This window comes from Flavobacterium microcysteis (assembly GCF_006385255.1).
Lineage (GTDB): Bacteria > Bacteroidota > Bacteroidia > Flavobacteriales > Flavobacteriaceae > Flavobacterium > Flavobacterium microcysteis.
This window is the reverse complement of record NZ_VFJE01000052.1, coordinates 293,224-305,659: the sequence shown is the minus strand read 5'-3', so window position 1 is coordinate 305,659 and position 12,436 is coordinate 293,224. Positions and strand designations below refer to the sequence as shown.

14 protein-coding genes are annotated in these 12,436 nt (G+C 34.1%); 11 read left to right on the top strand and 3 right to left on the bottom strand.

Translation table 11 applies throughout. The features are described 5' to 3' along the window. Positions 1 to 593: 593 nt before the first annotated feature. The 7 genes from FJA49_RS06960 (at position 594) to FJA49_RS06930 (ending at position 5,513) form a co-directional block, all read left to right on the top strand. On the top strand, positions 594 to 1,229 hold the full coding sequence (locus FJA49_RS06960; protein WP_140000233.1) for a hypothetical protein: 636 nt from the start codon (positions 594 to 596) through the stop codon (positions 1,227 to 1,229). A 22-nt stretch (positions 1,230 to 1,251) separates the two neighbouring features. Continuing rightward, positions 1,252 to 1,905 carry a hypothetical protein gene (locus FJA49_RS06955; RefSeq protein ID WP_140000231.1) on the top strand — a complete coding sequence of 218 codons (654 nt, stop codon included), beginning with the start codon at positions 1,252 to 1,254 and terminating at the stop codon, positions 1,903 to 1,905. 498 nt (positions 1,906 to 2,403) lie between these two features. Then, a complete protein-coding gene (locus tag FJA49_RS06950) occupies positions 2,404 to 2,796 on the top strand; it encodes a hypothetical protein (RefSeq protein ID WP_140000229.1) in 393 nt (130 codons plus the stop codon). Between the two features lie 66 nt (positions 2,797 to 2,862). Further along, positions 2,863 to 3,408 carry a hypothetical protein gene (locus FJA49_RS06945; RefSeq protein ID WP_140000227.1) on the top strand — a complete coding sequence of 182 codons (546 nt, stop codon included), beginning with the start codon at positions 2,863 to 2,865 and terminating at the stop codon, positions 3,406 to 3,408. A gap of 41 nt (positions 3,409 to 3,449) precedes the next feature. After that, complete coding sequence (locus FJA49_RS06940) at positions 3,450 to 4,016, top strand: YdcF family protein (protein WP_140000225.1); 567 nt, start codon at positions 3,450 to 3,452, stop codon at positions 4,014 to 4,016. Positions 4,017 to 4,020: 4 nt separating this feature from the next. After that, complete coding sequence (locus tag FJA49_RS06935; protein WP_140000223.1) at positions 4,021 to 5,145, top strand: GyrI-like domain-containing protein; 1,125 nt, start codon at positions 4,021 to 4,023, stop codon at positions 5,143 to 5,145. 185 nt (positions 5,146 to 5,330) lie between these two features. After that, positions 5,331 to 5,513, top strand: a complete 183-nt coding sequence (locus FJA49_RS06930; protein ID WP_121377184.1) for a CAL67264 family membrane protein — start codon at positions 5,331 to 5,333, stop codon at positions 5,511 to 5,513. Between the two features lie 53 nt (positions 5,514 to 5,566). Here FJA49_RS06930 and FJA49_RS06925 read toward each other — a convergent pair whose 3' ends face one another. Continuing rightward, the gene (locus FJA49_RS06925; protein ID WP_158629457.1) at positions 5,567 to 6,565 is read right to left on the bottom strand and encodes an AraC family transcriptional regulator; all 999 of its coding nucleotides are present in this window, start codon (positions 6,563 to 6,565) and stop codon (positions 5,567 to 5,569) included. 117 nt (positions 6,566 to 6,682) lie between these two features. Between FJA49_RS06925 and FJA49_RS06920 the strand changes: the two genes are divergently transcribed. Further along, a complete protein-coding gene (locus tag FJA49_RS06920; RefSeq protein WP_140000219.1) occupies positions 6,683 to 7,411 on the top strand; it encodes a siderophore-interacting protein in 729 nt (242 codons plus the stop codon). A gap of 30 nt (positions 7,412 to 7,441) precedes the next feature. On the opposite strand, the gene FJA49_RS06915 is transcribed toward FJA49_RS06920, so the two are convergent. Both FJA49_RS06915 and FJA49_RS06910 read right to left on the bottom strand, forming a co-directional pair. Next, positions 7,442 to 7,771, bottom strand: a complete 330-nt coding sequence (locus tag FJA49_RS06915) for a DMT family transporter (protein ID WP_056073199.1) — start codon at positions 7,769 to 7,771, stop codon at positions 7,442 to 7,444. A 359-nt stretch (positions 7,772 to 8,130) separates the two neighbouring features. Further along, on the bottom strand, positions 8,131 to 8,694 hold the full coding sequence (locus tag FJA49_RS06910) for a Crp/Fnr family transcriptional regulator (RefSeq protein WP_140000217.1): 564 nt from the start codon (positions 8,692 to 8,694) through the stop codon (positions 8,131 to 8,133). 440 nt (positions 8,695 to 9,134) lie between these two features. Between FJA49_RS06910 and FJA49_RS06905 the strand changes: the two genes are divergently transcribed. From FJA49_RS06905 to ettA, 3 genes are all read left to right on the top strand, one after another. Further along, positions 9,135 to 9,860, top strand: a complete 726-nt coding sequence (locus FJA49_RS06905; RefSeq protein ID WP_140000215.1) for a hypothetical protein — start codon at positions 9,135 to 9,137, stop codon at positions 9,858 to 9,860. 174 nt (positions 9,861 to 10,034) lie between these two features. After that, positions 10,035 to 10,484, top strand: a complete 450-nt coding sequence (locus FJA49_RS06900) for a GNAT family N-acetyltransferase (RefSeq protein WP_140000213.1) — start codon at positions 10,035 to 10,037, stop codon at positions 10,482 to 10,484. 117 nt (positions 10,485 to 10,601) lie between these two features. Further along, on the top strand, positions 10,602 to 12,296 hold the full coding sequence (ettA, locus tag FJA49_RS06895) for an energy-dependent translational throttle protein EttA (RefSeq protein ID WP_140000211.1): 1,695 nt from the start codon (positions 10,602 to 10,604) through the stop codon (positions 12,294 to 12,296). The last annotated feature ends 140 nt before the right edge of the window (positions 12,297 to 12,436 follow it).

Sequence of the window (12,436 nt, the reverse complement as noted above, 5' to 3'; positions counted from 1 at the left end):
TCTTGCAGTTTTTTATTATTTTTAAAACCCAAACTCATTCCTCCCAATCAAATAGAATATATTTGCGGCAAGAGATAAATTGTCAATTTTGTCCAAGCTAAGGTCTCAACTCTGAATTATGAGCATCTACAATTTTATATATTGCTTTTTTTATAAGTTCTGGGAAAAAAGAGGTAGTGACGGCCGGTTAACAGGTAGTATACATGTTTTGTGTGCACTGTTAATTCAACTACTTTTAGTAAGAGAGATTGTTAGAAGCATAACAGGAAGTATAATCTATAAGCTACCGAATTATGGTGAGTATGGAACCAATAAAACAACCTACCTCTTATGGTGTATACCTATGACCATTTGTTGTTTTTTATTTTACAATAAAAACAGAACAAAGAGATTGTTGAAGAAATATTATATTGAATATAAGGATAATAAAAAAAAACACTATAAGGATTCTCTGCTATTTTGTATTGCCTATACTAGTGCTTATAGCTCTTGGAGTAATTAGGCAAAAATTCTAAAAGACAGTCTGGTTATAGGCCGATGGGTTAGGAACCCTTTTTTTATAGATATAAGAATTACGAACACAAAAATTAAGAATGAATCAATTTACTTTTAATGTATATAAACAATCAAGAGTTTTATGGTGTCTTTTTTTATCCCCATTTTTGTTTATTGGTTCTATACTTATTGCGTCCCATTTTAATTCCTTTTTTATTGCCTTTTTACTATTTCCAATCTTTTTGATAGTGTTGTATTATTATGTGGTTGGACACATAGTTATAACCGTTAAGGATGAAAAACTAAATTTTGAATGGAAAAGAAAAACATTATTTAATTATAAGGATATAGAAGTCGTTAACCTTGAAGATATCAGAGTTATGGTTATTGATGAAGGAAGATTATTAAAAAAGATTAAAACTTCTGATCGGGTTATTTATATAAATAATTCAAAAATTGGCTCCCGGGATGCATCTGATTTTATTACGTATCTGAGAACAATTACGAAGCCATATAGTCCTGAAATAATTGATAGTTGGGATGAATTTGCTAGAAAAGGATATTTAAAATTAGCCTATAAGCTAACTAACCTTGTCCTGCTTTTTTCAATAATAGCAATCGTAATATCCATACTATGTAATGTGTTTAAAGTACAATTTCTTTTTATCTGTTTGATGTTCATTCCTCAGATGCTACTGCATAAAACGTACATGAAAAGTAAATTAAAAGAATAAATCTACTGCATAAGAAAAAGCAATGAATGAAAGATTAATAAATATAGAGAAGCTCAATTTTATAGAAGCTCATAAAATTATCCTGCAATTATGTGAAGATAAAATTCATCTTTCTTTAGATGACATAAGCTTTATTTTAAATTTAAAAGAGAAAGAGCTTGTTGAATCTTTTTTAAAAGAATATGCTCATTTCCATCAGAAAGAATTATTGTACATCGAAAATTTTATCAATTCAAATCTGGAACATGAAAACAAAGAGTTTTTGTCTGATTTAATCTATTTTGCAACAGATTTTGGTTTGGATATTAGCTACAGTAAGATTCTCGAACTTTTAATAATCGATGCGGAAGACAATAATTTTTTAGTTTTGGCATCCTTACAGTATTTAAACAAAAACATTAAGTTTTTATACATAGACGCTCTATTGGAAAATTTAACCTATATAAGAGATCATGAAGTTTATCATCAAAACGAACAATTACTGGCAAGCTTAATTCTATTTAGAATCACCCATAAACCCGATTATTTAGCTTTTGTAAAAGAGCTGATTGAATATGATGAAAGTAACCTGGAGTTTTTTAATAATAGTATTAAAGTTGATATGTATGATGGAAAATATTTTAATATAGAATCTTTTTTAGGAATTTTAAAAACGGGTAATCTCTCTTTAGATTAACATGAACATTTATAATTTTATTTATTGTTTTTTTTTATAGATATTGGGAAAAACGTAATAGTGATGGAAGAATATCTGGGAGTATTCACGTGTTTCTTACTGCTTTTATCCACTTTCTTATACTACTAAAAATTATATTGAATATAATGGGAATCTATGCTGTGAGATTTGATTTTGGACGGTACGGAACAAGTAAGTCTACAAATTTAATATGGTCCGTTCCTACACTAATACTATTTATTCTGTTTTATAACCGAAAAAGAACAAAACGATTATTAAAAGAATTTCATCAGAAATATGATAATAATAGGAGAAAGAAAATTATTAATCTTTTCTTATATCTAATAGCACCGTTTATCGTTCTTTTGATACTTTTAAGATAATTGAATGAATTATTTTTGAAAATTAAAACGGATATTCACTTTCAGCGCATAAACAATCAAGAATTTTGATGAGTTTTCTTTAAGCTCATTTTAATCCTAATAAATCAAAATATAAATGAGAATTGTAGATTTTATTTTTTATAGGTTTTATAGAATGCAACTTTCGGTAAACAATTTCACCACACCGGTTGGTTCAACAATTATAGGTGTTGGAGGAGCATTATTATTTAATTTGATGTGTTTATCCTATGTTCTGTTTGATTGTATTACTGGTAATATCCCCAAAAAAATATTATCACCAATCTATCCGATAGTATTATATTTTCTATTATTAGTTATCCTGTCATTTACTTTTCTATATAAAAAAAGATACAAGCAAATAATTGAACGGTATGAAGATGAAGCAGATTCAGCAGTAATAAAAGGAAATATTTGCATAATAGCTTATTTGGTTTCTACAATTCTTTTCCTAGGAATAACTTTTTATATAATAGCACAAAATCATTAGCAACTGCAACAGATTAGACAATAGCTATTGCTGAACCCACACTTGCATAAAGGAGGAAAAAAGGAAATGCAGGAAGAAGACATTATAAATAATTTAAAATATACTATGGAGCTGATAGACATAAAAATTAGCAGAAGATCAAAGTTGATTACAGGTGTTAAAATAAAAGAAGGAAATCAATGGGTTTTAGTGAATCATAATCTTGTAGATTATGTATTAGACGGATATTCTTTTATTAATAAAAAATATATAAAGAAAGTAGTAGAAGTATCTGAAGAATTGATTGATTATAAGATAATTAAGATGAGGTATGATGAGAAAATATCAGATTCCTTTTCCGATTTACTACTTGAAAGTTATCAAAGTTTACTTTTAAGCTTTTTAAATACTTCAAAATTAGTTGCATTTGAATTTGAAAGTAGTGAATACTGTATTATAGGGTTAATTACTAAAATAAATGAAAAATCATTTAGAATAAACAAGTTGAGTGTCAAAGGTGTATTTATAGGAGAAGAAAATTTTGAATTTAACTCTATAAGGATAATTGATATTGAAACGGATTATTTAAATGCTCTTGAGGGGTTTTTAAATGAAAGTAAGAATGAAAAATAAGCTAACTGAAAGGATAAGTTATTCATAATTTGATGTACCTCATGAACTACAAAAAAATAATAAAACTATTCAGTATTCTTCTTTTTTTATGGTTCAGCATACACATTATCTACATCATCACTGATGGAAACAAAGACGAAGGAAAGTCAGCCGATATAGCAGTAATTTTAGGGACAACAGTAAATACGGATGGTACTTTGTCTGAACGATTGGAGAAACGAATGGAATGCGGCCTGAAGCTATACCAAGACGGACGGGTAAAAAAGATTATCGTCAGCGGCGGACTAGGAAAAGAAGGTTTTTTGGAAGGTGACAAGATGAAAGACTATCTGTTAGGAAAAGGAATGCCGGAATCTTTGATTATTGTAGACAATAAAGGTAATAATACTACTGCTACTGTGGCAAATACACTTCAAATGAAAGACAGCCTGCATTACAACAGTATTATTGTTGTTTCCCAATACTTTCACCTAACGAGAACCAAAATGCTGTTCAAGAAAGAAGGTCTTGAAAAAGTAAGCAGTGTAAGTCCTGATTATTCGGAATACAGGGATTTTTATTCGCTGTTCAGAGAATTTTTTGCTTATTATTACGACCGATTAAAATAAGGATATGGAGCCTATACTAAAAACACTTCCCTTAACACGTCTTGTTGGAATACACAAGGAAATGTCGTTAGCCAATAACCAAACATTTGCACTTTGGAGCGCTTTTATGCCCAGACGAAAGGAAGTTATAAACAGCCTGAATACGGACTTTTTTTCCATGCAGCTATATGATACTACCTATTTTGAAAACTTTAGCCTAGACAGGAAATTTACAAAATGGGCAGCTGTTGCAGTAGATAATTTTGAAGCCATTCCTGATGGCATGGAAAGCTATACCATACAAGGCGGAGAATATGCTGTTTTTACACACAAAGGCGGACCCGAAACCGGAGCAGAAATATTTGGATATATTTTTAATACCTGGCTTCCTAATTCAGACTACATGCTTGACACCAGAGAACATTTCGAATTGTTAGGCGACAAATACAAACAAGGCAGCCCGGAATCAGAAGAAGAAATCTGGATTCCCGTGAAACCTAAAACAATTGATAAAACAAAAATAGCAGTAGCCCTTTTTGACAAACTAGCGGATAGATATCAGGATAAATTTATGGATGTAGGATTATATGCTGATTCCCTAAACCTGTTTTGCGATAACATTCTAAAACCCAATGCCTCAATCCTGGAACTTGCTTGCGGTCCAGGCAATGTCACAAAATATTTACTCGAAAAACGTCCGGATTTTAGAATACTGGCTACTGATCTGGCTCCAAGAATGATTGAATTGGCAAAAGCCAATAATCCATCTGCAACATTCGGACTGATGGACTGTCGGGATTTGGGCAAAGACTCTAAAAACTACGATGGTATTGTAGCTGCATTTTGCTTGCCCTATCTTTCCAAAGAAGAAACCCAAAAACTCATTGCAGACGCATACAACAGACTAGAGCAAAATGGCCTACTTTTCATAAGTACTATGGAAAATGACTATGAAACATCAGGATGGGAAAAAGGAAGTTCCGGCGATGCCATATACATGCATTATTATCCAGCTGATTTTTTACTGACAACATTACAAACAAACGGATTTACCATCATTGACGAACGCCGTAAAAAGTACAAAGGACCAACAAATAATCCCGTAACCGACTTACTGTTAATTGCGAGAAAAGAGGAGAAAAGTAAATAAGGTAGAAAGGTAAAAAGGTTCTAAGGTACTAAGGGAAAACCTTAGCGCCTTAGCACCTCAGCGCCTCAGTACCTTTATTCCCTCAGAACCTCAGAACCTCAAAAAAACATTTTCCTTTCGGCAATCCGAATATTTTTCCCGACCTTTGCAATTCACTTTTTTTAAAAGAATAAACAAATATATTTATGGGAATGAATAAAAACACCATACTAGGCTGGGCAACCTTTGTCATGGTCTTGATGGGACTGCTGTTGATTGGTTTAGGCATATTTCGTTATGACGACGTAGCCGGCTGGGGTTTTGCAGCAGTAGGAATTGGCTTTTTTGCCATTGCATGGGTTTTCAGCTCGCTCAAAGGCCGCGTATAAAAAGCATACGTAAGCTATCGATAAAAAAGAAATCCGCTAAAAAGCGGATTTTTTTATGAATGGGCCAGTTTACCTGGCGTAATGCCAAACTTATTCTTAAAGGCAGTAGTGAAATGTTGCACATACTGATAACCGCAATACGCAGCAACCTCTTTAACTGGTTTATTCTCTTCCAATAACATACGCTTTGACTGCTGCATACGGATTTCATGCAGATAACCAAAAACAGTAGTGCCAAAAATCATCTTAAAACCCTTTTTGAGTTTAAAATCGTTAAGCCCCACTTTATGAGCGAGTTCCAACAAGGAATAAGGCTCAGCTATATTCTGTTCTAGCAATTTTTGAGCATGGTAAATCTTTTCAACATCTTCCTTTTTAAATTTTTCTGAAGAAGGAGTTGCCTGTGCGCTTTCAAACTGCTCAATCTGGAGCATGAAAAGCTCTAAAATCTTAGATTCCAGAAATAATCGCTTTAAAACACCTTTACGTTTGCATTGGTTAATCTCCGAAAGAATAAGATTCATTTGGGCTGTAATAGGCATATTCTGAGGACTCAGGCAATTGCTAATTTCTTGTTTGTCAATTTCTTTAAGAAACCGGTCAATTGTCTTGCTTTCCATATCCGCAAAACGGTTGAAATAATTTTCTGTAAAATGGATTTCAAAAACTTCATTAGGCATTTCCTGCTTGCCACCACGAAACTTTCCTTCAAAATTACTCGAATAAAAAAAGTTATGCTGCTGAGGTCCAAAAGAATAATCAAACTTGCTATTAAGCGATTCGACTTCTGCACTTCCTGTTAGTGAAAAATGCATTTCAAATACAGAACTATCACTTTTGGCATTTAGGCAGACCTCCTGATTTAATTTTGAACGGCGACGTAAAGTATGTACGCCATCAAACCATATTTCTGAAATATCGGTATATCCAATCCTGTTATCGAACAATTGTGTATCCTGCTCAATAATATCCGTTAGGCCATCATAGGCTGCATGGAAATCTTTTTCAAAAAGAATCTCATCCAGATCGCTATCATTTATGGTAATTCTCATACTTATCCGTTTAACGTAAAACAACATCCGTCTTGCGTAACTAAAGTAAGCAAGAAAGACAGACATTTGTACAAAGATAATTATTTAGAATCAATCTAAACAAATAAAAAATCAAAAATGACGACAGTACCAAAATGGCTGGGAGATACCATGGAAGTTGTGTATCAGCGGTTCATGCATGAAATGATTATAACCGATATAGAATATTTAGATAAAAAATTAAAAAGAGTACGCTTTGAAGGCGATTTCAGGAAAATAAAATTTGCACCAGGAAATGTAATCAAAGTGCGGGTAAACGATACAGAATACCGCCATTATACCTTGTCAGCCTTTGATGCCAAAGCAGGATTTTGCGAAATAGTTTTCTATTTGCACGGTCTGGGGCCGGGAAGTCTATGGGCAGAAGGATTGAAAATGGGAGATAAAGCAAAACTATTAGGGCCGGGAGGAAAGCTGCATTATTCAGAAAACCGGGAAAATCATTTCTTATTTGGCGATGAAACTTCCTTGGGTTGGATGAAATGTATGGAAGAAGAAGCCGAACGCAAGGGAGAGTTTTTCTTTGGTTTTGCAGAACTTGATGAAGCTCATCGGGATTGGGCCAGCAAATTGGGAAGCTCAGTAAAAATTGTAGACAAATCAACAGATTCGCCTGCACAGCCTGTTATTGATATCATAAAAGAATGGGAAGAAGATTTCTGGGTAACAGCCGGAGACACGGTTTTTTACCTGACGGGACGCACCAAGTCCATTCAGGCTTTCCGCAAATTCTTGTTGTCAAAAGGAATTAGAAGTAAAAAAATAATAACAGAACCCTATTGGGCAGAAGGAAAAAGCGGACTATAATAGCCCGCTTTTTTTATTCATTAAATTTAATTAGTGAGCAGAAACGGCTTTCAGACCCACAATTGAAGCAATCAATGTCACGATAAAAAAGATCCTCCAAAAATTAGCAGGGTCTTTAAAAACAAATATTCCAAGCAATACTGTTCCTACGGCACCAATACCTGTCCAAACAGCATAGGCCGTTCCAAGTGGAAGATTTTGGGTAGCTTTAATCAACAGCGACATACTGATAATACACGCAACAAGAAATCCGCCATACCAGGCATAGGCTTCATTACCTGTGGCTTCTTTAGCTTTACCTAAACAAAAGGTAAAAGCAACTTCAAACAATCCTGCAATGATTAAGATAATCCAGTTCATAAACTTTTTTCTTTAAAAATTCTATGCAAAGGTCGTTTCTTAGAATGAAACCTTTTTTTACAAATGATAAAAAATATTAAAAAGGTACTAAGTGACTGAGGTACTAAGTTTATGAAAAAAGGTACTAAGTTGCTAAGGCACTGAGATGCTAAGTTTTTGTGTTTTTATGTATATGAGGAAGTCACTGAAAGGAGTTTCTTATACTATTCTTTCATTTGGTATAGACTCCTTAAATCAGTGTAATTGTTCTAATCTGTGGCTGGAATAAAAAGAGGTACTAAGGTTATATATTTTGTGAATAAAAGAGAAAGTTATTGAAAGTAGATTTTGTTCATCTTCCGTTATTTGATAGGGTACTCTTATTTTATTTCAGCTCTGATTCGGCTTAGGCTGACTTGAGTGATTCCTAAATAAGAAGCAATATAGCCAAGCTGTATTCTTTGCACAAAATCAGGATTGTCTTTCAACAGCTCCAGATAGCGCTCTTTTGCCGATTTGAATAATTTGGAAATAAGACGCTCTTCGGTTTGTACCAAAAGGATTTCTGCAAATTTGCGTCCCCAATTGGCTATGCTGATATCTTCAAGAAAAAGCTGTTGAAGGTCTTTGTTTTTGATTTCATACAATTCACAATCTTCTAACAATTCTACACATTCATAACCAGGAAGGTTGGCAACATAACTCTTCATAGAAACAATAGGACTTCCTTCTTTGCCAAACCAAAAAGTGATATCTTTTTCTTCCTTGGGAGCAAAGGCCCTGACCATACCTTTTTTAATAAAATAAATAGAAGTCTCTGTCTTATCAGCTTCCAGGAGAATATGTCCTTTTGATAATCGAATTTCAGTGCTATATCCCAAGATTTTTTGTGCCGCTTCTTGAGAAAGCGGATGTATATGATTCAGTATTTCGAGAAGTTTCATTCAGGATAAATGTTTCTGCAAGGTAAGTTTTTTTCTGAAAAATGGAAAGAGGTTAGGAGAGGTACTAAGGTGCTAAGGTTCTGAGGTGCTAAGTTTATGCAGAAAAGGTGCTAAGAGGCTAAGGCACTGAATTTCTAAGTTTGTGTGTTTTATATGTGTATGAGAAAATCATTGAAAAGTAATTTTTGTATCTTCTTTCATTTGATGTGGACTTCTGAAATCTGTGTAATCATTTTAATTTGTGGCTGAAATAAAAAGGTATTAAGTTGCTAAGGTTCTAGGACTTTTCCTTAGTTCCTTAGCACCTTAGTTCCTATATTTTTATAAAATAACATAAAGAAGTTAATTTTGTTGTAAAAGAATAGTCCTAAATCCAATAATGAAAGAAAAAGATTATTTTTGAAAGGCTTGTATAACTTTTTTTAATCACTCCCTAATTGATGAAAATTACTTCTCTTGTTGCGCTATTTTTATTTGCAGTCCAGTTTGCTTTCAGCCAGTCTGAAAAACCAGTTCAGGGAAAGGTTACCACTGATGGTTTTCCAACTGGAGGCATTGAAGTTATCAATCAGACAAACGGTTCAGTGGTTGTGACAGACGTTTCTGGAAAATTCTCTATTCCGGCAAAAGTTGGCGATGTACTGATTTTTGCAGGAAAAAATTATACAGCCAGAAAAATTACCCTTAATCAGAAAGATTTTGGAAAAACGGGTGTTGAGACAAGCATGAATCAGGAAGCAATACAGTTAGTAGAGGTAGAAATTACTAAAGAAGTAGATGATGTGAAGCTTGTGCCTCCTATAGTAGAGCCATTAAGGTCAGTAGATAATATATTGAATAATTCTCCAAATAATATGATGGTGTATAATGGCTCCATAAAAGACGGACTTAATTTTGTAGCTATTGGTAAAATGATTGGAAAACTCTTCAAAAAGAAGAAAGACAAGGTCATAACCCACGTAGAAATGAAGGAATATGTTTCAGATAATTTCAACAAAGACTTTTTCCTCAATACTTTAAAATTAAAGGAGGATGAGATAGAAATTTTCCTTGAATTCTGTTATGCTGATCCTAAAATGGCAACTCTTGTGAATGACAACAATGTGTTGGAAACAAGTGATTTTTTGATTTCAAAAAAAGAAGAATTCAGAAAACTAAAAAACTAGATTAGCTTCATAAGCAAAAGTTTTCCCGACCTTATTTAAGTCGTACAGCTTACCATAATAAATATCTTTGCGGCTCTGCGCCTTTGCGAGCGATATTTTCATGCAAAGCCGCAGAGTCGCAAAACAAAAACGTATAAATGTATCGTTTCGATAATCAATAAATTAAAATTTAAAATGAGAATACTATCAGTAAGGCAAGAGCCTGAATATAAAGATATAGCCATAAAATACCTTCAGCAAAGCTGGTCTGAAGTTTCACCAATTATATATGAAGACTGTGTTTCAAACTGTATTGATGCGGAACAATTTCTGCCACAATGGTATCTGTTGGAAAAAGACAATGAAATAATAGGCTGTGCCGGATTGATAACCAATGATTTTATCAGTAGGGGAGATCTATATCCTTGGCTTTGCGCCTTATATATTGATGAAGAACACAGAGGGAATGGCTATGCAGCCTTATTTTTTGAAAAAGCAAAGCAGGATACCAAAACAGGCGGATTCAAATACCTGAATTTATGCACAGACCATGTTGGCTACTATGAAAAATATGGTTTTCGCTATATTGGGCAAGGCTATCATCCATGGGAAGAAGAATCGAGAATCTATCAGATAGAAGTATAAAGAATAGGAAGTATTTTCCTGAATGAATTTCTATTGAGCTAGTCTTTGCTTTATTTTTATTTCCGACTATCTTTGTAGCTTGTGAACACGAATTAACGTATAAAATAAATAAAACTCATGTCAGACGATAAGAAGGTAATTTTTTCGATGCAGAAAGTAAGCAAGACTTACCAAAGCAGCGACAAGCAAGTATTAAAAAACATATACCTTAGTTTCTTTTACGGAGCTAAAATTGGTATTCTTGGACTTAACGGTTCTGGAAAATCATCTTTATTAAGAATCATTGCCGGGGTTGATAAAAACTACCAAGGTGATGTGGTTTTCGCACCAGGCTACACAGTAGGTTATTTGGAACAAGAGCCTCAATTGGATGAAAACAAAACCGTAATTGAAATCGTAAGAGAAGGTGTGGCTGAAACCATGGCTGTTTTAGATGAATTCAACAAAATCAACGACCAGTTCGGATTGCCTGAGGTTTATGAAGATGCAGACAAAATGCAGAAATTGATGGATCGTCAGGCAGAGCTTCAAGATAAGATAGACGCTTTAGGTGCTTGGGAAATTGATACCAAGCTAGAAATCGCTATGGATGCTTTGCGTACTCCGGAACCAGATACACCAATAAAAGTACTATCAGGAGGAGAAAGAAGGCGTGTGGCATTATGTAGACTTTTATTACAGCAGCCAGATGTACTTTTGCTTGATGAGCCTACTAACCACTTAGATGCAGAATCAGTATTATGGTTGGAGCAGCACCTTGCGCAATATTCAGGAACTGTAATTGCCGTAACGCACGACCGTTATTTCTTGGATAACGTAGCCGGATGGATTTTGGAATTGGATAGAGGCGAAGGTATTCCATGGAAAGGAAACTATTCTTCTTGGCTTGACCAGAAATCTACAAGAATGGCGCAAGAAGAAAAAGTAGCTTCTAAAAGAAGAAAAACATTGGAACGAGAGTTGGATTGGGTACGCCAGGGAGCCAAAGGCCGTCAGACCAAACAAAAAGCACGTTTGCAAAACTATGACAAGCTTTTAAATGAAGACCAAAAACAACTGGATGAAAATCTGGAAATCTATATCCCTAATGGACCTCGTTTGGGAACAAACGTAATCGAAGCAAAAGGCGTAGCCAAAGGTTATGGCGATAAACTTTTGTATGAAGATTTGAATTTCACTTTGCCACAGGCTGGAATTGTTGGTATTATCGGGCCAAACGGTGCTGGTAAGACCACTATTTTCAGAATGATTATGGGTGAAGAAACTCCGGATAAAGGAGAATTTACTATTGGAGAAACCGTTAAGATTGCATACGTAGATCAAAGCCACTCTAATATTGATCCTAATAAATCGATCTGGGAAAATTTCTGTGAAGGACAGGAATTAATTATGATGGGAGGAAAGCAGGTAAACTCAAGAGCTTACCTAAGCCGATTTAACTTTGGAGGAAGCGACCAAAACAAAAAAGTAAGCACACTTTCCGGTGGTGAAAGAAACCGTCTGCATTTAGCTATGACACTAAAAGAAGAAGGAAACGTATTGCTTCTGGATGAGCCTACCAACGATTTGGATATTAACACGCTTCGTGCTTTAGAAGAAGGTCTTGAGAATTTTGCAGGTTGTGCGGTAGTTATTTCCCACGACCGTTGGTTCCTGGACAGAATTTGTACGCACATTCTTGCGTTTGAAGGAAACTCTGAAGTTTATTTCTTTGAAGGAAGTTTCTCTGATTATGAGGAAAATAAGAAAAAACGCTTAGGAGGCGACCTGACTCCAAAACGTATCAAATACAAAAAATTAATACGAAATTAAAAAACAACAAAATCTCGGTTCATACCGAGATTTTTTTATTATATAAGTTATATTTGGATAAAAATTATCTATGCCCCGAAGTAGAATAATTTCATATGTTCTTATCCTGTTATTTTTTTGCAATCTGTCCTTTTCACAAG